The sequence below is a fragment of the Nonlabens sp. Hel1_33_55 genome, from assembly GCF_900101765.1.
In the GTDB taxonomy this organism is placed as follows: domain Bacteria; phylum Bacteroidota; class Bacteroidia; order Flavobacteriales; family Flavobacteriaceae; genus Nonlabens.
On the sequence record NZ_LT627735.1, the window covers coordinates 1,445,717 to 1,465,300 of the forward strand.

Genomic DNA, 19,584 nt, shown 5'->3' on the forward strand with positions numbered 1-19,584 from the left:
TATAGGACAAATATAAAATTATCTATTGAAGTAAGATGCGTGCATTTTCACGTGCCGCATCTGATATGCTGCCGCCACTCAACATCTGCGCAATCTCTTCTACTCTAGCGCTTTCACTGAGTCTCTCGATTACCGAAACGGTGCGGTCTTCTTGATTTCTTTTTCTAACGATCAAATGATCATCTCCAGCACTGGCAATTTGCGGTAGGTGCGTGATGGTAATCACCTGCATGGCTGTTGCCATTTGTTTCATGATGATGGCCATCTTCTCTGCAATCGAACCACTAACACCGGTGTCAATCTCGTCAAAAATGATGGTAGGCATTTGCTTGCATCGCGAGAGCAATGCTTTTATGGATAGCATCAATCGTGAAAGTTCTCCACCTGAAGCTGCTTTATCCAATGCCAGCAACGGAGTACCGCGGTTTGCCGTGAAGGCAAATTCCACTTGATCCTTACCATTATTATTAAATGTTTCTGTAGGCAATAAACGGACTTCAAATTGGGCATCTTTCATTCCCAGCGATCTTACCGTTTCGGCAATCTGTTCTTCTAATTCCGTTTTATGATTTGCTCTCAAGTCGTGTAGCTCTTTTGCTAATTGATCAAGCTCTTTGGTTTTGGAAGCTATTTGCGACTCCATGTTTTTAATCTTACCGTCAATGTTTTGAGAGGACAGTACTTTATCTGCGAGATCATCTCTCAATTTGATTAGGTCTTCAACACTATCCAATTGATGCTTGCGATACAAATTATCCAGCTGTGCCAGTTTTGTATTGATAAACTCCAAACGTTCTGGATCTAGTTCTACTTGATCTTTCAACGATTCCGCTTCTGTGGACATATCTTCCAACTCTACCAATACTGAAGTCAGTCGTTCGTTCAATTCTTGATATTTAGGTGAGAAACCTTTGATGGATTTTAGTTGGGTGTTCACCTCTCTCAATTCGTCTAGGATGCCATTATCTTCTTCACTTATCTTGTGTTCCAACATGCTTAGAGCTTCCGTTATTTGCTCTACATTACTAAGTTGCTCGTTTTCTTGCTCTAATTCTTCCTGATTGAGCCCGTCTATTTGAGCTTCTTCCAGTTCATTTAGCAAAAAGGTGTTGTAATCCAACTCTCTAGAGAGTTCGGCTTGATTGTCGCGCAGGGAAGTGAGCTGTTTAGTGAGTGCCTTATATTCTTTGAGTTGGTTTTGATAATTCTGTAGAACCACGTTTCCAGAACGATCGCTTTTTTTCGTTTGTTCATTAACAAAGGCATTCATCGTCTCCATCTGGAATTGGTCTGTTGCCAATTGTAGTGTTTGATGTTGGGAATGAATATCGATTAATTGTGAGCCAATTGTACTCACAACATTCAATGTTACCGGTGTATCATTTACAAAAGAACGACTCTTACCTGATGGCAGGATTTCTCGTCTTATGATGGTGATATCTTGATAATCCAAGTCTTCCTTAACAAAGAAATCTTTCAAGCCCAATCGCGAAATATCAAAGTGAACCTCAACCACACACTTTGTAGAAGTATCTCTTATCGCAGATAAATCGGCACGTTTACCAGTCACCAATCCTAAAGCTCCCAAAATTATGGATTTACCAGCACCGGTTTCTCCAGTGATCATGGTAAGTCCACGACTCATCTCGAGATCTAGCTGATCAATCAACGCGTAATTTTGTATGTGGATTTCTTTAAGCAATTAAAAAACAGCAGTTTAAAAAATTAAAAAGGCAACCTCAACGGTTGCCTAAATCTAGTGAAAATGGGTTCCTTGAACAAAGTGATTATACTTTAATCGTACGCCATTTTGTATTCTGGTTGGGCGCCAATTTCTGGAGCGATTCTTTGAGGTTTGCAATATTGACAGCCGGACCGTCACTGTAGATATCCTTTATCTCATCTGACTTGGCATCAAAAAAGGTACGTTGTAGTAAACTATTAGGCCTACGCTGATTCATGTCTTCAAATTTCAAGATATAGGTTTGAAGATTTTGCTTGGTTTCCTTAGCATTTAGTGCAAATTGATCCAATCCATTCAAATGATAGTCATACATGACCTCACGATATTCCTTGAAGGTATCTGAAAGTAAATCTGCATTCAATCGGTATCTGGAAACACGACCGTTTCCATCACCTGGATTCCAGCCTATGTTACGTGATGATTGGGCAAGATTGACAATATCTTGAGCCTTTTCATGGAACTCTTGACCACCTTTGAGTTCAAAGGTATCTGCATGGATTCCCAAAACAGTATATACATAGAATGTAATCAATGAATTGAGGTTGCTCTCAAATTGGTTCGCATTATAAAATAGTGGAGCATTTTCAATGTACTCAAAGTTGATATCGTTATCCTTATAATTGAAGATCGTTGAAGTATATGTTGAATTATAGACGGGTCTAGAAACCGACAATTGAAAATTCCCCTGAAATCTGTTGTTATCAAAGTTATTCACCACAAAGATCAAAGCGCCATCGATGCGCTCCTCATCTGCTACTTCACGGTCTGTCCATTTCGTATTGTTTATGAATTCCTGTAGCGAAGTCTCAAGGGTTCTAAAGATTGATCTATCCGGTTGCGCTATATTTTGAGCATTCACTTGAACGGTCATATTGAATTCTTGAGCACTGGCAGCAAAAGCTAAGAACAGCATCAAAAAAGTAAATAAACTAGGAAGTACGTTTGACAATTTCATCCACAATATCTTTAGCAACCAATGTTTTCGACTTTACCGGAAACTCTTGAGCGTTTCCCTGATTGTCGATAATGGTAATTTTATTAGTATCAATCCCAAATCCCGCTCCGTTATCGTTCATGGAGTTTAATATGAGTAAATCGGTGTTTTTCTTTTTCGCTTTCGCGAAAGCGTGCTCCATTTCATTTTCTGTCTCCAGTGCAAAACCAACCAAAAACGGATGACTTTCCATCGCGCCAACACTTGCCAAAATATCAGGGTTTTTGACCAGTTCCAAAGTTAACGTTTCAGAGCTCTTTTTTATTTTCTGATGGGCAGGAATCGCAGGTTTATAATCTGCAACGGCTGCGCTAAATATAGCGTAATCCTGATTGTTGATATTTGCATGAACAGCCTCATACATCTCTTGAGCACTAATAACATTTATACGCTCAATCAATACATTGTCTGTTTTGACCGAACTAGGCCCCATAATTAAAGTCACTAACACACCACGATTCGCTAGGTCAGTTGCAAGTGCCATGCCCATTTTACCAGTACTGTGATTACCTATAAATCTCACGGGATCGATTGACTCGTGTGTAGGTCCAGCTGTAATGAGACACTTTTTACCTCGCAGCGGCTGTTCTTTGAGAAGTTGCTGTTCTATGAAGGAGACAATTTCTTCAGGTTCTGCCATGCGTCCTTTTCCAGAAAGGCCACTGGCAAGCTCTCCATCACCGGCAGGTATCATGAAATTACCATAACTCGCTAACTTCTCAAAATTTTGAGTGGTAGATGGATGTTTGTACATATCCAGATCCATGGCCGGCGCAAAATAAACAGGACATTTTGCACTGGTATAAACCGCAAGTAGCAGGTTGTCTACCGTACCATTGACCATCTTGCTCATGGTATTTGCCGTGCACGGCGCAATGATCATCAAGTCAGCCCACAAACCCAAATCTACATGGTTATTCCACATATCATTATCATCATCTTCATTTGTGAAAGTCGATAAAACAGGATTCTTTGAAAGCGTACTCAAAGTAAGCGGCGTGACAAAATCTTTTGCAGACGGAGTCATAACCACCTTAACAGAAACGCCTGCTTTTACAAGCAGGCGTGTCAAATAAGTTGTTTTGTAAGCAGCAATACCACCAGTGATTCCCAGCAATACCTTTTTACCACTCAATATATTCATGGAATCTATTCTGAAATTCCAGTATCTCTGTGGTAGATCTTTCCATCCATCCATTCCTGTACGGCAATAGAATGTGGCTTAGGCAAACGCTCATAGAACTTAGAAACCTCAATTTGCTCCTTGTTCTCAAAAATCTCTTCAAGAGAATCGTTATAGGTAGCAAACTCTTCAAGTTTCTCAATCAATTCTTCCTTAATGTCAGTATTGATTTGCTCTGCGCGTTTAGCAATGATAGAAATCGCTTCATACATGTTACCTGTTGGAGCCGTCAAGAGGTCTCTATCATAGGTAATACTTGTATTGGGTGCTTTTAGATTTTTAGTATCCATAAATAATTGATTCTTAATTGTTATAACTGTTGATCTTCTCCATCAAATCATCAGCCTGTTCCTTGTATTCACTGTTTGGGAAACGGGTTGCAAAGGTATCATAATATTCTTTAGCAACCTCAAGTCTTTCAGGAATTAAGCTGCTGAAACTCTTAATAGCATAAGAATATTGAGAGTCAATAAGATGATAAGCCGCATCGTCTTGAAATTCAGATCCTGGATGGTCTACAATGAAGTTCTCAAAAGAAGCTATGGCAGCTGTGTAACCACCTCTGGAAAAAGGTGCACGCTTGAAATAATTCTCTGCGATTTCATAAGCCTTTTTGTCTAGCTTGAATTGCATCTCATCGACTAGCATGTTAGCTTCTGCTAGGTATTCTCCATTAGGATAGATGTTGATGTAATCCTGAAACTTTGCTAAAGCTTTTTCCGTTGGCTCTTGATCCTTGGAATAGATAGGCGCCATTTCATAAAGGCTTTTTCCTATCATGAAAGTGGCATATTCCCTATTGGGATCTGATACGTAGCTTTTTCTATATGTTTCAAACTGGTAACCACTTTCAGGATAACGGCCATCCTGATATAGTGCATTTGCATATTTCAAGGCAACTGGTGCAGCACTATCCGTACCTCTATATGCTGGCACGACTTGTTCCAGAAGGTTGATGGCTTTGGAATACTTTTCAGCAGCTAGTAAGGAATCTGCTGTGCGTACTTTAAGTTTTGCATCAGATGATTTCAGTGCTTTTTGATAATTAGAGCAACCTACTACCGCAAAGACGATTAATAAAAGAACCGTAATTTGTTTCATTATTATAATTTATACCGGCTAAAAGAAACGTTTTTCAACGTCCCTATTGCCTTTATTCTTAATTTAAAATTTAATAAGACTCTAAAAAAGCCTTCATTCTTTCGTTCAGATCCTCATCTGCAGCTACTAACGGTAATCTCACGTGAGGCTCACAGATACCCATTTGATGTAATAACGCTTTCACACCAGGTGGATTGCCTTGTTCAAAGATCATATCGATGGAAGGTGATATCTTATAATGTAATTCATATGCTTCAGCGACATCACCGTTAAGCGCATACCTGATCATATCACTAAAATCCTGAGCTATGGCTTGACCTATTACAGATATTACTCCAGCACCGCCGGCTAGTGTCATAGGTAACGCTATCGCGTCATCACCAGATATGACTAGAAAACCTGGAGGCGTATACTGCACCATTTTCATGGCTACGATCATATCGCCATCTGCCTCTTTAATTCCTACAATATTTTCAAAGTCGTGAGCCAATCTCACAATAGTATTAACGGTAACATATGTTCCCGTACGACTTGGTACGTTATAAACAATGATAGGTTTGTCCGTGGCCTCTGCTATGGCTTTGAAGTGCTGATAGATTCCTTCTTGAGAAGGTTTGTTATAGGCTGGAGAGACAGATAAAATCGCTACATAGTCTGATAGATCTGTGTTCTTGATTTGCTCCACCACTACTCTAGTATCATTACTAGCGATTCCTATAACCATAGGCAAGCGGTTATCATTACGCTTTTTGATAGCCTGGATCACTGATTTTTTCTCTTCGTCTGTCAGCGTGACGTTTTCACCTGTGGTTCCCATAATGACAAGATAATCTACACCATTGTCCACCTGGAAATCAACTAATCTATCCAACGCTGGATAGTCAACGCTTCCATCTGCCTTAAACGGAGTAATTAACGCGACTCCTGTTCCTATCAATTCCTGCATGCTACTTTGTTATAATATTTAGGTACTTGCTCAATTCTTTAATAAATAGTTCTTTTTGGCTTGGCTTCACATCTACTGCAATATCATAATGATCCTCTGGTTGTGAAGCTAGTCCTGCCTTTATTTTGGCATCCAATGCCAGTGCCATGTAAGATTTTAAATCATCCTTATTCTCAAAAAGGTTGATCTGTAAATCATAACTAGCTTCCAGCAACTGCTTCAAAGCAGAATCTGCAATGCCGCCAGACCACTTTATGCTTTTCATACTTATCAAAAGCTGATCATTGACAGCCTGCTTTTTAGGATCTGCCGTACAACCTACTACGCTGTATTTTTCTATTCCCAACTCTCGCGACCATTGTTCTATAAAAAGGGTCGATTTCTCAACATCTGCATCATAAATGATAATCATTGATGACAGCTTTGACGATGTGCCATTCCTGCGTCGTGCAGACAATTTTTCCTGCTGTTTGCGCAGCCATCGCTTCTTTAAAACGTCAAAAATCATTTACTTTTACTAAGCCGCAAAGGTATAACAATCGCCTATGAAAATACGTATGACCCTAGGTTGTAGGAAAGGTTTAATGGCTCTCGCTTTCGCGAAAGCGATACTAATCACAACATCCTGCAAGACAGAAAATTACACTGCTCAAAAGCTATCTGCTAGCCAGACCCAAATTAATTCTACCATCAATGGAGTTGCCAGCATACAGAGCTTTATCGCTCCCTACAAAGAAAGTCTGGACGAACAAATGGGAACGCCGCTGAGCTATAATCCCACAGACATGACCAAAACGGATACGCCGCTCAATACACGCATAGGAAATATGATGGCGGCGATCGCTCGCACCCAAGGAGCACCAATTTTCAAATCCAGAACCGGTAAAGAAATCGACATGGTTTTGCTGAATCATGGCGGCATAAGAGCTGGCATTCCTGCAGGTTATGTGACTACAAGAACTGCTTATGAAGTAATGCCTTTTGAGAACGAGATGGTGGTCGCAGAACTGGCACCGGAACAAATGAAAGAATTGACAGATTACCTCGTTGAAAAGCAACGCGCACATCCATTTGACGCTCTCAAAATCACTACCGCTGATGCAGATGTAGAATTATCACTGGAAGGTCAACCCATCACTTTTGACCGTAATTATTACATTCTTACCAATGATTACCTAATGACTGGCGGTGATAATATGGAATTCTTCAAGAAAGCTGTTAGCAGTACGGTACTTGATTATAAAATCAGAAATGCGATGATCGACTACTTCACTAAAACGGACACTTTAGGTTTCCAGGCAGACGACAGATTTACCAAAACAAACTAATCATGGAACGTAGAAAATTTATCCAAAATACTGCAACGGCCAGCCTGATCGCTGGTACTGGTTTGTGGAGTAATACAGCTTTGGCTTCTGGTCTTTTTCCATTAGATGATACCGTAGAGGATTTCAAGAAGATCACGATCCTGCATACTAACGACACGCACTCGCATATTGAGCCCATCAATGGCGGTAGAAATGATGGTCGCGGTGGCGTCGCTAGACGTGCTGCACTCATCAACAAGGTGCGCAAGGAAAACCCGAATACGATTCTGCTGGACTGCGGTGATATTTTTCAGGGAACTCCATACTTCAATTTTTATGGTGGTGAGCTGGAAATCAAGCTCATGAGCATGATGGGTTATGATGCGGCAACCATTGGTAACCATGATTTTGATAATGGTATCGACGGACTTTACGCTCAACTTCCCAATGCTGATTTTGACTTTGTTATCTCCAACTATGATTTTTCAAATACGATCATGGATGGACAAACCAAACCCTACAAGGTAATGATCAAGGATGGCGTGCGCATTGGAATGTTCGGGCTTGGGATTGAATTGGATGGACTGGTATCGCCGTTGATGTTTAAAGAAACCCAATATCAGGATCCATTGATGGTGGCTCAAGATATGGTGATCGCTTTACGCGAAAAAGAAAAATGTGATATCGTCATTTGCATGTCGCACCTAGGATATGCCTACGATGGCGGCAAAATCAGCGACATTTCATTAGCAAAACAGACTTCTGGAATTGATTTGATCATCGGTGGTCACACGCATACGTTTCTAGACAAACCAGAATTGGTTATGAATGCAGCTGGAGAAACCGTCATGGTCAATCAAGTGGGTTGCTATGGTATCAATGTGGGTCGCATTGATTTCTATATGAAACAAGGCAAGCTGGCTGGTGGTCGTGAAGTGGTTTATGAGGTATAGAAAATAAGAAACAAGAAGTAAGAAACTAGATCTTTTGATTGGTCGCTCATAAGGTGCGGAATTAATTCCGCACCTTGTGAAATTATAATTCTAGTAATGTTGATCATCTAAAAGCTTAACTTACCTAAAAATCAAACATGACCAACTCAACAATTTCCAAAGGATTTATCGCGGCAGGTTTGATGAACACGGTTGGACTTTTGATTTTCTCCAAGGGTTTTACCAACGAAGTGATCCCAGCTACAGATCCCAATGTCATGTCTTATTTTGGATTGATTATGATTACGGTTTGGGGACTAGGTTACATTGCGGTTGCTAAAACATTTATGAAAGTCAAGTGGCTCATTGGTGTATTTGTGATCGAGAAATTAGCTTATGTAATTGCCTATATTATATGGTTTAGCAATCACCAACTGAGCGATGTATATGATCAAGATTTGCTTGCGGGAATTTTCTACACACTCTATGGATGGAACGATTTCATTTTCATGATTTTCTTCGCCTACGTATTTTTTAAAATCAAACCATCGCCAGAAACTCCTGTTCGCTAATCATTTTGATTTCTAGCTTTTCTGCCTTTTCTAGTTTGGAAGGTCCCATATTCTCGCCACGAATCAGGTAATCTGTTTTTGAAGAAAGACTGCTGCTCACTTTGCCTCCATTGTCTTCAATCATCTTTTTTAGATCATTACGAGACATCTCAAAAACTCCCGAAATCACAAAACTCTTACCTGCTAATGCATCTGATGTATTGGAGAGTTGTTCTTCACTCAATGAAAACTGCAATCCTGCAGCTTTCAAGCGTTCTATTACTTCTAAGTGCAATGGATCTGTAATAAATTCTACGACTGACTCTGCGATGCGTTCCCCAATTTCTGGAATGGCGCTTAATTGTTGAAGCTTTTCCGCTTTCACACTTCGACTGCGCTCAGTGTTATTATCAGCGGACTCGTTGGAATCATTATTAAACAAATCCTGCTCTTGGTTTTCGAGTTCCGGCATCGTCATTAAGGCGTCCATAGACTTGTAATGACGAGCCAATTTTTTTGCAACCGTCTCACCTACATACCGAATTCCCAATCCAAACAATACTCTCTCAAACGGAATTTTTTTGCTCGCCTCAATACCAGCGATCATATTCTTAGCGCTTTTCTCTGCCATGCGCTCCAGCGGGATGATTTGTTCAAATTGTAAATCGTAAAGATCTGCGTAGTTCTTTATCAAACCAGCTTCCACTAGTTGATCCACCGTTTCTGAACCTATTCCGTCAATATCCATCGCCTTGCGGGAAATAAAATGCTGGATTCGTCCTTTCACTTGTGGTGGGCAACCCATGTCATTAGGACAATAGTGCTGTGCCTCGCCTTCTTTTCTAATTAATTCGGTTCCACATTCTGGGCAGTTGGTAGCATACACGGTTGGCTTTGAATTCTCTGGTCGCTTTAGAAGGTCAACGGCAACGATTTTAGGGATGATCTCGCCGCCTTTTTCAACGAAAACCTCATCGCCTTCTCTTATGTCCAGCTTTTCTATCTGATCTGCATTGTGTAGGCTGGCTCTTTTTACGGTGGTCCCAGAAATTTCTACGGGCTCAAGATTAGCTACTGGTGTAATTGCTCCTGTGCGACCTACTTGATAGGTGATCTCCTCAAGTCGCGTGGAAACCTGTTCTGCGCTAAATTTATAGGCCATGGCCCATCGTGGTGCTTTGGCTGTGAAGCCCAGTTCCTCTTGGTTTTGAAGTTTATTGACCTTGATAACGACACCATCGGTCTCATACGGCAGGTTTTTACGCTTCACATCCCAATGATTTACAAATTCCAAAACTCCATCGATTCCATCGACCAATTTTGATTGTGGTGGTACTTTAAAGCCCCATTTTCGGGCGGCTTCCAATCCATCAAACTGAGTTTTATAAGGCAAGTTTTCACCAGCCAATTGATACAGCAAACACTCCAAAGGTCTAGTGGCAACCACAGCACTATCCTGTAATTTTAAACTACCACTAGCCGTATTACGCGGATTGCGATACAACTCCAGTCCTTGCTCCTCACGCTCTTCATTCATTTTATGGAATCCGTCCCAAGGCAAAACGATTTCTCCGCGTATTTCAAATTTGGCAGGCACATCGTTGCCCTTTAATTGTAAGGGTACAGATTTAATCGTTCGAACGTTAGTCGTCACATCATCACCTTGTGTTCCATCACCACGAGTCACCGCTTGCACAAACTTTCCGTTCTCATAGTGCAGGCTGATGCTGGCACCATCATATTTAAGTTCGCAAACGTATTGAACTTCGCCATCAACAATTTTGTGCAGTCGTTTTTCCCAATCCTGAAGATCTTCTAAACTATAGGAATTATCCAGAGAGTACATCCTATTAATATGCTTGACTGTATTGAAATTTTTAGTCACTTCACCTCCAACTCTTACCGTCGGGCTTGATGCGTCGTAATATTCTGGATGAGCAGCTTCCAAAGTCTTGAGCTGCTCCAGTTTCTTGTCAAATTCAAAATCTGAGATACTGGAATCGTCCCTTACGTAGTAATTGTAATTGTGGTCTCGCAGTTCTGCTCGCAGGGATTCTATTTGTGTTTTGGGATCCATTTAGTTTTGAAATGGGTTGATGATTTGTAGGCCTTTAATCTTTTGGTTTGGTTGCATATCTTCTGAGTAAAAAATTGTGCAATGATTTTCTAATGCCGAAGCAAGCAATAGACTATCGTAGAAAGAATATTTGTATCGGCTTCTTAGTTGTAATCCTTTTAGGATTGTACTAATAGATACATCGAAAACTGGATATTCGCTCAATTCCAATAATATTTGAGAAATAGCCTCTTCTGGAAATTTCAACTTCCTCAAAGCGATATTGGTGAATTCCTTTGCCACTTGAGTTGATAAAACAATCTCTGAATTTCTGCTCAAATCATTTAAAAATGTGATTGCCGCTTTCTGTTTATCAGATTCTGATTTATCTATCATATAGATAAAAATATTAGAGTCGATAAAACATCTATCGCTCATGTCCATCTTCTCTTTTAAATTTATATCCTTTGCCATACACCGCATTTTCTTCAGCGATTTTAGTCAGTCGCTCCATGGGCGTTTCGTAATCGGCAGGCTTCTTCACACTTCCTTCCAGAAATTCGCGGATCATTTCGTTAAGGGATTTTCCTTGCTTTTTAGCATATTCCTTACTTGCTTCGATCAATTGATCAGATAATCGTATGGTGAGATTTTTAGTTGCCATGTTCTTGATTTTGCACAGATGCTGTGCAAATTACAATATTTTGTTCGATTAGTTTATCTCCAGCACTTCATCATACGCCAGTTACCGTTCAGGTCTTTGCGCAATTCCTGCTTAAATTTCATATCTGCCGCTAGCTTTTTCATCTCCTCTGGTAAATATTGATTAATCTCAAAGTACACCAGCGGATTTTCGTGGCTTTCAACCAGCTCCAATATCTTTCTATTAAACACCAGCGGATCTTCATCTGTTACGAATAATGCCGTTTCTGGCTCAAAATCCAGTACGTTTTTATGTAACTCCTTTTTCTCCAAATCACGCACGTATGGTGGATTGCTCGCCACGATGTCGTATTCTGCTATGGATGTTGTTTCTAAAATATTTCGATTTTCAAATGAAAAGTTAACGTCTGGCGCAATGGCTTCTGCATTGGATCGAGCCACTTGCAAGGCGTCTGTCGACACATCAAATAATTTGACATTGTGAGATGATTTTAAGGAGTTCGCTTTCGCGAAAGCGTGCCCCAAACTAATCCCTATACAACCACTGCCAGCTCCTATATCTAGAATGGAATTCACCGCACTATCCTTGTGATCATTAAGTATCCATTGAATCAATTCTTCGGTTTCCTGACGTGGTATCAACGTGTGCTTATTCACCTTGAATTCATGGCCATAAAAATGACCGATGCCAGTAATATGCTGCACTGGTGTTCCATTAAGTAAGGTCTCCAGTGACCTCAAGAAAATTTCTTCTTTTAAATGAGTCAGCGGCTCCTCACCACGTATCATGATATCTGATTTGCTCATTTGCAACAAATCCTCACAAATAAGACCGAAAATGGATACAATCTCATTCTCTGGATAAAGGTCCACCAACCTACTTACATAAATATTACGAATCTGTCTAAGCGTCATCTTCTTCCAGTTTTTTGATCATTTGAACCGGACAGCTGTAATGTCCCGTGTTGCCCAATGGTTGAATCAGTAATTCAAAACCGACTCTTTTATATAAACCTTGAGCATCATACATGTTGCCCATCGTTTCCAGATATACCTTTGAAAATTTAAAAGCACGAGCGGCTTTCAAACATTTTTCCATCAACTGCTTGCCGTAACCTTTACCGCGAACCTCTGGCATGAAATACATTTTTTGCAGCTCACAGATATTATCCGCATTGTTTGCCAAAGCTGCAACACCAGCACCACCACAAACTTTTCCATCAACTTCTACCACATAATAGACCGATCTAGGTTTTTGATATTCAAGATACATGGATTGTGTAGCTGCGTCACTATAGGCAGTACCTTCCTTAGGAGCGTTGTGCTCTAGAATGGTCTGCTGGATGATATCTCTTACCGCAGTATTATCATCTGGGTGAATTTTTCTTATCTGCATCTACCAAAGATACTATGGCAGCAAGGTCAAGCTTATTTAACTACTCTTAAAGTTATTTAAGGAAAGTCAACAAACCTTAAATTTGCGAACTTGACAACTCACGAAATTTACATACAACGCTGCCTGCAACTTGCCTTAAATGGTTTGGGGACCACGTATCCCAATCCGCTAGTGGGATCTGTGATTGTGAATGATGAAGGAAAGATTTTAGGTGAAGGCTTTCATTTGAAATCGGGAAAACCTCACGCCGAAGTCAATGCGATTGCAGATGCAGAAAAAAATGGCTTTTCCAGCGAAGACTTTAGAAAAGCAACTATTTACGTCAATCTCGAACCTTGCTCCCATCATGGTAAGACACCGCCATGTGCCTCTTTGATTATAGAGAAAGGATTTAAAAATGTAGTCGTAGGAACGCTTGATCCTCACGAGAAAGTAGCAGGTAAAGGAGTTGATTTATTACTTAATGCTGGTATTAAAGTAACCGCAGGTATTCTAGAAGCCGATTGTAACGAGCTTAACAAGCGCTTTTTCACCTATCACAAAAAAAGACGCCCTTTTATAATCCTAAAATGGGCAGAAACCGCTGACGGATTCATAGCACCAAAACAAAAAGACGAGAAAAAGCCTGTCTGGATCACCAATCCTTATTCAAGACAACTCGTGCATAAAATGCGCGCTCAAGAGCAAAGCATATTAATAGGTGCACAAACTGCGATGGACGATAATCCAAGCCTTACCGTGCGCGACTGGCATGGTGACAACCCTATCAGAATTATACTGGATGCGAAAAACAATTTGCCAGAAAACCTCAAGGTTTTTGACAACAACGCTGTTGTCCAGATTTTACAAAGAGCATCCAGCGAAAGCGATCTTATCGTAGAAGATCTTTATAATCTAGGTATTCAATCGGTTATTGTGGAAGGTGGTGCCAAGACGCTTCAAGGTTTTATTGACCACGATTTATGGGATGAGATCCATCAATTTATGGGAACTGAAGTTTATTTCAAAACTGGACTCACAGCTCCAAAACTGCCGTCAAGCGCTTATCTAAAAAGTAGGCAGATGATGAAAAATGATGTTCTCAAAACATTCGTGAACTCATGATCTGGCTCGTTTTAAGTGTCCTCACTTCTAGTTTGCTGTACGTGATTTTCAAGTACTTCAAGGTGTTTGAAGTCAATACATTGCACGCCATAGTCATTAATTATCTTGTAGCTGCCATAACTGGATTGCTGGTATATGAAGGTGAGATTTCCACGATTAAAATCTTTGACGGTGGTTGGTTCTGGTTTTCGGTAGTGTTAGGTGCATTATTTATTACCGTGTTCAATATTTTAGGTTTGACCAGTCAAAAAAACGGCTTGTCAGTTGCTGCTGTAGCTAGTAAAATGTCATTAATCATACCCGTTATTTTTGGGATCTGGATGTATAACGAGACATTGGGATGGCTAAAAATTACAGGAGTTTTCATTGCGTTGGCCTCAGTTTATCTGGCGTCGCTCAAGTCGAAAGATGGTCTCACTATCCACAAAAAGGAATTGTTGCTTCCTGCTTTGCTGTTTTTAGGCAGCGGTATTATTGACACGACAATCAAGTATGCAGAAAAGAATTTTGTGCCTGATGGTGATGAACCACTTTTTAGCGCCATCTGTTTCGTTTCTGCATTTGGTATTGGGATATTGATACTGATTTATGAAGCCATCCAGGGCCGGCGACTTCAATTTAAGTCCATTATTGCAGGAATTACCCTGGGAATTCCCAACTACTTTTCCATCTACTTTTTAATCAAAGCGCTCAAGAATGGCATGGAGAGCAGTGTTTTCTTTCCCATCAATCATGTGGGCACGGTACTTTTCACAACCCTGCTGGGCTACATATTATTCAAGGAACGATTGCTAATCAAGAATTACTGGGGCATTGCTCTTGCAGTGGTGGCTATAATCTGTATCGCTTTCGCGAAAGCGTAACAACCATGAAAGATCGTTACAAAACAATAGTCGTTAAGACAGCTGAGATCCTCTATAAGGAGCGAGGCAGCAAGTTTTATGCAACGGCTTTTCCCTTTACTGATGAGGCGCAGCTAGGAGAATTGATACAGAGTTTGCGCAACACACACCCAAAAGCTGGACATCACTGTTATGCATGGAAACTAGGTCCAACGGATGATTTATATCGGTCCAATGATGACGGCGAGCCCAATCATAGTGCCGGTGATCCCATATTATCTCAAATCAATGCTCTTGAAATGAGTGATGTTCTGGTAGTGGTGAGCAGAATTTTTGGAGGTACAAAACTGGGAGTTGGCGGTTTGATTCAAGCCTATCGTGAGGCCGCGAGTCTAGCGCTGAATCAAGCTCAGATAGTAGAAAGGATTATTACGAATGATATTGTAATCTCATTTGAATATCCCCAAATCAGCCAAGTCATGCGGTTTATCGATGAAAATGCATTGAGCATCAAAAATCAAGAATTGACGGAAACTTGCAAAATTACCGTCGGTGTGCCGCTCAATCAAGTTGAGCAGACTCTAGAGCAGCTCAACGCGATGTATCCTATTACTGCAAAAAGTTAAGGCACCAACCACTGACCTTTCCAATCTTCATTAGTGCGTTGATACAACGCCCGTAGATGATTAGGTCTCTTAAGCTGCAACAGCTCAATGGAGTTGGATACAAATCTGAGCGGTAAGAAATGATTTTCTGATCGCTCTACATATTCCACATGATCTGGATTTTTGATAGGTGATCCTGGTGGCAATTGGGTAGTGTAATCCTTTATAGATTTGGAAGAAACCTTCTGAAACAATCTTTTAATTTCCATTTCATCCGTAATAGGTTCTAACAATCCATCTACACGTATCTGTCGCAGACTTTTACTGTTATAGAACAAAAGACTTGCTTTTGGATTTTGAGAAAGCTGATGAACCTTAGTCGTTCTGGAATCTGTAAAAATAATGAGCTCCATGGATTCACTTATTTCTCTTATGACAACCGTTCTCGCTCGTGGTTGTAATTGTTCATCCACGGTGGTTAAATATCCATACTTAAATGGATGATTGCGCTTGCTCAACGCACCTCTTAAATCGTGTTTGAGTTCTTGGAAATAGTCTTCTAGCATGTCATCTTACTTTAATAGGTAGTCGAGATTAAAATAAGGTTTTACACTTCTCTAAAAATTCTGGAATTGGTTTTCTCGGTCTAAAGGTTTTTGCGTCAGTGAAGACTAGAGTTAGCTCTGCCTCTGCACAAATAGAACCGTCGTTTTTTGTGATTTCGTACTCAAAAATGACCCTCGTTGTAGGAACATTCTTAAGGGTTGTTACTACTTTAATTTCATCCCCAAATCTGATCGGATTTTTATACTTTATATCTATTTGATAAACAGGCAAAAGGACTCCAGACTCTTCCATTCTCTGATAGGAAAAGCCTAAAGTGTTCAACCAGTCCAATCGAGCTTGCTCCATGTAAATCAAATAGTTAGAATGATGTATTATTCCCATTTGATCAGATTCTGCATATCTGGGCATTATGTAAATGGTCGAATTTTTCATAGATATGTGTTCAAAAATTTGGTGGTTTGAAAACCGTAGTGCATGCAATTATATTTCATAAAAACCAACCCCTATTTTTATTTTTTTTAAGGTTTTTTATACACATATTTGTACCACTCTTGAGGTAGCCACTATGTGCTTTAATTTCCTCACTCATATAGAGTCGAATCTAACCAGATAAAAAACATTTTATGACATCGACGGCTGAATCGGTATGGGAAAATTGTCTAGAATTTATAAAGGACAATATCAATCCTCAAGCCTACAAAACTTGGTTTTTACCCATCAAGGCAGTAAAGCTAACTGATACCGCGTTGAGTATACAAGTTCCTAGCCGCTTTTTCTACGAATGGTTAGAGGAACATTATATCAAATTGCTTAAAACAGCCTTGACTAAAGAACTAGGTGAAGGAGCTAAATTGATCTATGCTATTAGAATGGAGAATACCTTAAAAGGTATGGAACCATTTACTGAAAAGATCCCTAGTAGCAACCGTACGTTTCAAAACTCACAGACTGTTGATGCGCCAGTGCGTAGCAAAAGTCCAGAGCTTAAGAATCCGTTTGTAATTCCTGGAATTCGCAATGTGAAGATTGAATCACAACTCAATCCATCTTATAACTTTGATACTTTTCTAGAAGGAGATTCCAACAGGTTGGCTCGTAGTGCTGGTATGGCGGTTTCTAACAAACCAGGTGGTACTTCTTTTAATCCGCTATTGATTTTTGGTGGCGTTGGATTAGGCAAAACGCATCTTGCTCACGCAATAGGCGTTGGTATTAAGGAGAACTACCCAGACAAAACAGTTCTATATATAAGCGCAGAGAAGTTTACACAGCAGTTTATAGAATCTGTGCGTAAGAATAATAGAAATGATTTCATTCACTTCTACCAAATTGTAGATGTATTGATCGTGGATGATATCCAGTTCTTTGCTGGTAAAGCTGGAACTCAAGATGTATTCTTCCACATTTTCAACCATTTGCATCAAAATGGTAAGCAGGTCATATTAACCAGTGATAAGAAACCAGTTGATATGCAAGATATCGAGCAGCGTTTACTTTCCAGGTTCAAATGGGGACTTAGTGCAGAGCTTAACCATCCTGATTATGAAACCAGAGTTTCCATTATAAAAAACAAACTGTATCGCGATGGTGTAGAAATGGAAGAAGATATCATCAACTATCTGGCTGATAATATCAAAACCAACATACGTGAACTAGAAGGTGCCATCATTTCCTTGATTGCACACTCATCCTTCAACCACAAGGACATCACCATTGAACTTGCTAAGAAGATTGTTGAGAACTATGTCAAGAATACGAAACGTGAAGTTAGCATCGATCAGATTCAGAAAGTTGTTAGTGATTATTTCCAGATGGATGTGGAGACACTTCAATCCAAAACTCGTAAACGTCACATCGTTCAGGCACGTCAGCTGGCCATGTACTTTTCCAAGAAAATGACTAAAGCTTCCCTTGCAAGCATTGGTTCCAAGATTGGAAAACGTGACCATGCCACTGTACTTCACGCTTGTAAAACGGTTGATAACCTTGCCTCGACTGATAAACAATTCAATAAGTACGTAGAAGATCTGCGTAAAAAGCTAGCCAACTAGTATGAAGGAACAGACCTCCATTTTGATGGTGTGTTTGGGAAACATCTGCCGCTCGCCATTAGCGGAAGGTTTGATGCGTTCCAAACTGAACTTCACAAAATATACCGTAGATAGCGCTGGAACTAGTGGTGGCCACAAAGGTGAGGCACCAGACAAACGTTCTATTGATGTTGCCAAAAAATATGGATTAGACATCTCTCAACAACTCAGTCGTAAATTGACGGTAGAAGATCTCGAAAACTTTGATTACATCTACGTCATGGATCGCTCCAATTACAATGATGTGACTGATCTTGCCCAGAACGATGAGCAACGCGCCAAAATCAAAAAGATTCTAGAGGTGCCATTTCCAGGCGACGATCTTGATGTTCCTGATCCTTACTATGGCGGTGATCAAGGCTTTGAAAACGTGTATAAGATGTTGGATCAAGCCACTGATGCCGTTGCCAAAAAACTGGAGAACAACTAGCTTTTCACCTCTACTTTCCTTGGTGATTTGCGATGATGACTTTCTTGTCGATTTTAGCCGTATGAGTTTCGGCAAATTGTTTTACGAAAATCACTTTGCGTGGTTTTTCAAATCGGTCTAGTTTCGCTTTCGCGAAAGCGGAATCCAAATCAACCTCATCGCCTTCCACATAAATTACTACCTGTTGACCCAAGTGCGGCTCTGATTCTGAAGCTATAAAAAAGCGTGAGTCTATAAATTTAGAAAGCTTGTTATGTACCGTTTCTGGATGAATCTTTATTCCTCCAGTATTGATAACATTGTCCGTTCTTCCCAAGATCTTAAACATTTTCTCATCCTTGATAATCCCTAAGTCGTTGGTGACGATAGGTTCATCTGCAAGATCTGGAGCATCCACAATGAGACAATCAGCACCGTTGAGACGTACTTTAATTCTGGGAAGCGCTGTAAAAAATTCCTCATAATTAGGATATAGTTCCCGTACGCCTACATGAGTACTAGTTTCAGTCATACCATAGGTGTGGTATGCTCTTGTGTGACGACCATTGAGGCTTTCAACAAGCGCTTCATCAACAGGTCCACCTCCAATGATGGTTTTGCGGCTTTTATAAAGGTGATTGAGAGAATGCTTTACCTGATAAGCAGTCAGCGCAGTAAAGTCATATCGTTTTGCAACCTTATCCAGCGGATTCTTTGATGGTGCCACCAAATCTATATGCCAGCCCAATTCAATAGCGCGTACCATCATCAACTTACCAGCGACATAACTTAAAGGCAAACATCCCAATACATCCATTCCAGCGCTTATTCTAAAACGCTCTCCAGTCATGCGGGCACTATTGATCATGTGCTGCTTTTCTAGTCGATACTCTTTGGGAGTTCCAGTGGAACCACTTGAGAAGACGGTATGATATGAGAAATCATCCATCCAGTTCAGCAGGAATTCACCTACCTGACGTTCCCACAGCTCACCTTCTTTGACATAGCTATAGGCAACGGTCATCAGACCCTTATGATCAAGTGAAACTCCATTTAACTGAAACTCTGGATGTACTTCTGGTGTCATTGTTTTG

General features: G+C 40.3%; 23 protein-coding genes. 8 read left to right on the top strand and 15 right to left on the bottom strand.

Features of this window, described 5'->3' with window-relative positions:
* Positions 1-22: 22 nt before the first annotated feature.
* The 7 genes from recN to BLO34_RS06405 form a co-directional block, all read right to left on the bottom strand.
* Positions 23-1,702: a DNA repair protein RecN gene (recN, locus tag BLO34_RS06375; RefSeq protein ID WP_090753624.1), complete on the bottom strand. Its 1,680-nt coding sequence runs from the start codon at positions 1,700-1,702 to the stop codon at positions 23-25.
* A gap of 85 nt (positions 1,703-1,787) precedes the next feature.
* Positions 1,788-2,699, bottom strand: coding sequence for a DUF4835 family protein (locus BLO34_RS06380; RefSeq protein WP_231959580.1), 912 nt, complete (start codon positions 2,697-2,699; stop codon positions 1,788-1,790).
* Entirely contained in the window at positions 2,674-3,882 is a 1,209-nt protein-coding gene (gene coaBC / locus BLO34_RS06385; protein ID WP_090756504.1) for a bifunctional phosphopantothenoylcysteine decarboxylase/phosphopantothenate--cysteine ligase CoaBC, read from the bottom strand. The genes BLO34_RS06380 and coaBC overlap by 26 nt, the downstream gene beginning before the upstream one ends.
* Positions 3,883-3,887: 5 nt before the next feature.
* A complete protein-coding gene (locus tag BLO34_RS06390; protein WP_090753627.1) occupies positions 3,888-4,211 on the bottom strand; it encodes a DNA-directed RNA polymerase subunit omega in 324 nt (107 codons plus the stop codon).
* A 13-nt stretch (positions 4,212-4,224) separates the two neighbouring features.
* Positions 4,225-5,022, bottom strand: coding sequence for an outer membrane protein assembly factor BamD (locus BLO34_RS06395; RefSeq protein WP_090753630.1), 798 nt, complete (start codon positions 5,020-5,022; stop codon positions 4,225-4,227).
* Positions 5,023-5,092: 70 nt separating this feature from the next.
* Complete coding sequence (gene dapA, locus BLO34_RS06400) at positions 5,093-5,968, bottom strand: 4-hydroxy-tetrahydrodipicolinate synthase (protein WP_090753632.1); 876 nt, start codon at positions 5,966-5,968, stop codon at positions 5,093-5,095.
* Between the two features lies 1 nt (position 5,969).
* On the bottom strand, positions 5,970-6,476 hold the full coding sequence (locus tag BLO34_RS06405; protein ID WP_090753635.1) for a DUF6913 domain-containing protein: 507 nt from the start codon (positions 6,474-6,476) through the stop codon (positions 5,970-5,972).
* 37 nt (positions 6,477-6,513) lie between these two features.
* On the opposite strand from BLO34_RS06405, the gene BLO34_RS06410 reads away from it, so the two are divergent.
* From BLO34_RS06410 to BLO34_RS06420, 3 genes are all read left to right on the top strand, one after another.
* Positions 6,514-7,296 (top strand): 5'-nucleotidase C-terminal domain-containing protein, encoded by a 783-nt coding sequence (locus tag BLO34_RS06410; protein WP_090753638.1) that lies wholly within the window; start codon positions 6,514-6,516, stop codon positions 7,294-7,296.
* Between the two features lie 2 nt (positions 7,297-7,298).
* Positions 7,299-8,228 (top strand): bifunctional metallophosphatase/5'-nucleotidase, encoded by a 930-nt coding sequence (locus BLO34_RS06415; RefSeq protein ID WP_090753641.1) that lies wholly within the window; start codon positions 7,299-7,301, stop codon positions 8,226-8,228.
* 137 nt (positions 8,229-8,365) lie between these two features.
* Entirely contained in the window at positions 8,366-8,779 is a 414-nt protein-coding gene (locus BLO34_RS06420) for a hypothetical protein (RefSeq protein ID WP_090753643.1), read from the top strand.
* Here the strand turns inward: BLO34_RS06420 and ligA are convergent.
* Genes ligA through BLO34_RS06445 form a run of 5 tightly spaced genes read right to left on the bottom strand, consistent with a single transcriptional unit; the run spans position 8,748 to position 12,873 of the window.
* Complete coding sequence (ligA, locus tag BLO34_RS06425; RefSeq protein WP_090753645.1) at positions 8,748-10,835, bottom strand: NAD-dependent DNA ligase LigA; 2,088 nt, start codon at positions 10,833-10,835, stop codon at positions 8,748-8,750. The genes BLO34_RS06420 and ligA overlap by 32 nt on opposite strands.
* Positions 10,836-11,288, bottom strand: a complete 453-nt coding sequence (locus tag BLO34_RS06430; protein ID WP_172823960.1) for a PIN domain-containing protein — start codon at positions 11,286-11,288, stop codon at positions 10,836-10,838.
* Complete coding sequence (locus BLO34_RS06435; protein WP_090753650.1) at positions 11,242-11,478, bottom strand: DUF6364 family protein; 237 nt, start codon at positions 11,476-11,478, stop codon at positions 11,242-11,244. Before BLO34_RS06435 ends, BLO34_RS06430 begins: the two co-directional genes overlap by 47 nt.
* Before the next feature lie 53 nt (positions 11,479-11,531).
* Positions 11,532-12,392: a N5-glutamine methyltransferase family protein gene (locus tag BLO34_RS06440; RefSeq protein WP_090753652.1), complete on the bottom strand. Its 861-nt coding sequence runs from the start codon at positions 12,390-12,392 to the stop codon at positions 11,532-11,534.
* Complete coding sequence (locus BLO34_RS06445) at positions 12,382-12,873, bottom strand: GNAT family N-acetyltransferase (RefSeq protein ID WP_090753654.1); 492 nt, start codon at positions 12,871-12,873, stop codon at positions 12,382-12,384. Before BLO34_RS06445 ends, BLO34_RS06440 begins: the two co-directional genes overlap by 11 nt.
* Before the next feature lie 90 nt (positions 12,874-12,963).
* Here BLO34_RS06445 and ribD point away from each other — a divergent pair, with 90 nt between their 5' ends.
* The 3 genes from ribD to BLO34_RS06460 are packed head-to-tail and all read left to right on the top strand — an operon-like array spanning position 12,964 to position 15,445.
* Positions 12,964-13,977 carry a bifunctional diaminohydroxyphosphoribosylaminopyrimidine deaminase/5-amino-6-(5-phosphoribosylamino)uracil reductase RibD gene (ribD, locus tag BLO34_RS06450; protein WP_090753657.1) on the top strand — a complete coding sequence of 338 codons (1,014 nt, stop codon included), beginning with the start codon at positions 12,964-12,966 and terminating at the stop codon, positions 13,975-13,977.
* Positions 13,974-14,840: a hypothetical protein gene (locus BLO34_RS06455; protein WP_090753660.1), complete on the top strand. Its 867-nt coding sequence runs from the start codon at positions 13,974-13,976 to the stop codon at positions 14,838-14,840. The genes ribD and BLO34_RS06455 overlap by 4 nt, the downstream gene beginning before the upstream one ends.
* A gap of 5 nt (positions 14,841-14,845) precedes the next feature.
* A complete protein-coding gene (locus tag BLO34_RS06460; protein ID WP_090753662.1) occupies positions 14,846-15,445 on the top strand; it encodes an IMPACT family protein in 600 nt (199 codons plus the stop codon).
* Here the strand turns inward: BLO34_RS06460 and BLO34_RS06465 are convergent.
* Together BLO34_RS06465 and BLO34_RS06470 are read right to left on the bottom strand one after the other, a co-directional pair.
* Positions 15,442-15,990 (bottom strand): pyridoxamine 5'-phosphate oxidase family protein, encoded by a 549-nt coding sequence (locus BLO34_RS06465; protein WP_090753665.1) that lies wholly within the window; start codon positions 15,988-15,990, stop codon positions 15,442-15,444. The two genes, BLO34_RS06460 and BLO34_RS06465, sit on opposite strands and share 4 nt — an antisense overlap.
* A gap of 28 nt (positions 15,991-16,018) precedes the next feature.
* The gene (locus BLO34_RS06470) at positions 16,019-16,423 is read right to left on the bottom strand and encodes an acyl-CoA thioesterase (protein WP_090753667.1); all 405 of its coding nucleotides are present in this window, start codon (positions 16,421-16,423) and stop codon (positions 16,019-16,021) included.
* Positions 16,424-16,614: 191 nt separating this feature from the next.
* Here BLO34_RS06470 and dnaA point away from each other — a divergent pair, with 191 nt between their 5' ends.
* Positions 16,615-18,042, top strand: a complete 1,428-nt coding sequence (dnaA, locus tag BLO34_RS06475; RefSeq protein ID WP_090753669.1) for a chromosomal replication initiator protein DnaA — start codon at positions 16,615-16,617, stop codon at positions 18,040-18,042.
* 1 nt (position 18,043) lies between these two features.
* Positions 18,044-18,511 (top strand): low molecular weight protein-tyrosine-phosphatase, encoded by a 468-nt coding sequence (locus tag BLO34_RS06480; protein ID WP_231959581.1) that lies wholly within the window; start codon positions 18,044-18,046, stop codon positions 18,509-18,511.
* Between the two features lie 10 nt (positions 18,512-18,521).
* On the opposite strand, the gene BLO34_RS06485 is transcribed toward BLO34_RS06480, so the two are convergent.
* Positions 18,522-19,577, bottom strand: a complete 1,056-nt coding sequence (locus BLO34_RS06485) for an AMP-binding protein (protein ID WP_090753670.1) — start codon at positions 19,575-19,577, stop codon at positions 18,522-18,524.
* Between the last annotated feature and the right edge of the window lie 7 nt (positions 19,578-19,584).

Coding starts and splice junctions, on each gene's coding strand:
- BLO34_RS06380 (WP_231959580.1), bottom strand. CDS start 2,699: ATGAAATTGTCAAACGTACTTCCTAGTTTATTTACTTTTTTGATGCTG.
- coaBC (WP_090756504.1), bottom strand. CDS start 3,882: ATGAATATATTGAGTGGTAAAAAGGTATTGCTGGGAATCACTGGTGGT.
- BLO34_RS06390 (WP_090753627.1), bottom strand. CDS start 4,211: ATGGATACTAAAAATCTAAAAGCACCCAATACAAGTATTACCTATGAT.
- BLO34_RS06395 (WP_090753630.1), bottom strand. CDS start 5,022: ATGAAACAAATTACGGTTCTTTTATTAATCGTCTTTGCGGTAGTAGGT.
- dapA (WP_090753632.1), bottom strand. CDS start 5,968: ATGCAGGAATTGATAGGAACAGGAGTCGCGTTAATTACTCCGTTTAAG.
- BLO34_RS06405 (WP_090753635.1), bottom strand. CDS start 6,476: ATGATTTTTGACGTTTTAAAGAAGCGATGGCTGCGCAAACAGCAGGAA.
- BLO34_RS06410 (WP_090753638.1), top strand. CDS start 6,514: ATGAAAATACGTATGACCCTAGGTTGTAGGAAAGGTTTAATGGCTCTC.
- BLO34_RS06415 (WP_090753641.1), top strand. CDS start 7,299: ATGGAACGTAGAAAATTTATCCAAAATACTGCAACGGCCAGCCTGATC.
- BLO34_RS06420 (WP_090753643.1), top strand. CDS start 8,366: ATGACCAACTCAACAATTTCCAAAGGATTTATCGCGGCAGGTTTGATG.
- ligA (WP_090753645.1), bottom strand. CDS start 10,835: ATGGATCCCAAAACACAAATAGAATCCCTGCGAGCAGAACTGCGAGAC.
- BLO34_RS06430 (WP_172823960.1), bottom strand. CDS start 11,288: ATGGCAAAGGATATAAATTTAAAAGAGAAGATGGACATGAGCGATAGA.
- BLO34_RS06435 (WP_090753650.1), bottom strand. CDS start 11,478: ATGGCAACTAAAAATCTCACCATACGATTATCTGATCAATTGATCGAA.
- BLO34_RS06440 (WP_090753652.1), bottom strand. CDS start 12,392: ATGACGCTTAGACAGATTCGTAATATTTATGTAAGTAGGTTGGTGGAC.
- BLO34_RS06445 (WP_090753654.1), bottom strand. CDS start 12,873: ATGCAGATAAGAAAAATTCACCCAGATGATAATACTGCGGTAAGAGAT.
- BLO34_RS06455 (WP_090753660.1), top strand. CDS start 13,974: ATGATCTGGCTCGTTTTAAGTGTCCTCACTTCTAGTTTGCTGTACGTG.
- BLO34_RS06460 (WP_090753662.1), top strand. CDS start 14,846: ATGAAAGATCGTTACAAAACAATAGTCGTTAAGACAGCTGAGATCCTC.
- BLO34_RS06465 (WP_090753665.1), bottom strand. CDS start 15,990: ATGCTAGAAGACTATTTCCAAGAACTCAAACACGATTTAAGAGGTGCG.
- BLO34_RS06470 (WP_090753667.1), bottom strand. CDS start 16,423: ATGAAAAATTCGACCATTTACATAATGCCCAGATATGCAGAATCTGAT.
- dnaA (WP_090753669.1), top strand. CDS start 16,615: ATGACATCGACGGCTGAATCGGTATGGGAAAATTGTCTAGAATTTATA.
- BLO34_RS06480 (WP_231959581.1), top strand. CDS start 18,044: ATGAAGGAACAGACCTCCATTTTGATGGTGTGTTTGGGAAACATCTGC.
- BLO34_RS06485 (WP_090753670.1), bottom strand. CDS start 19,577: ATGACACCAGAAGTACATCCAGAGTTTCAGTTAAATGGAGTTTCACTT.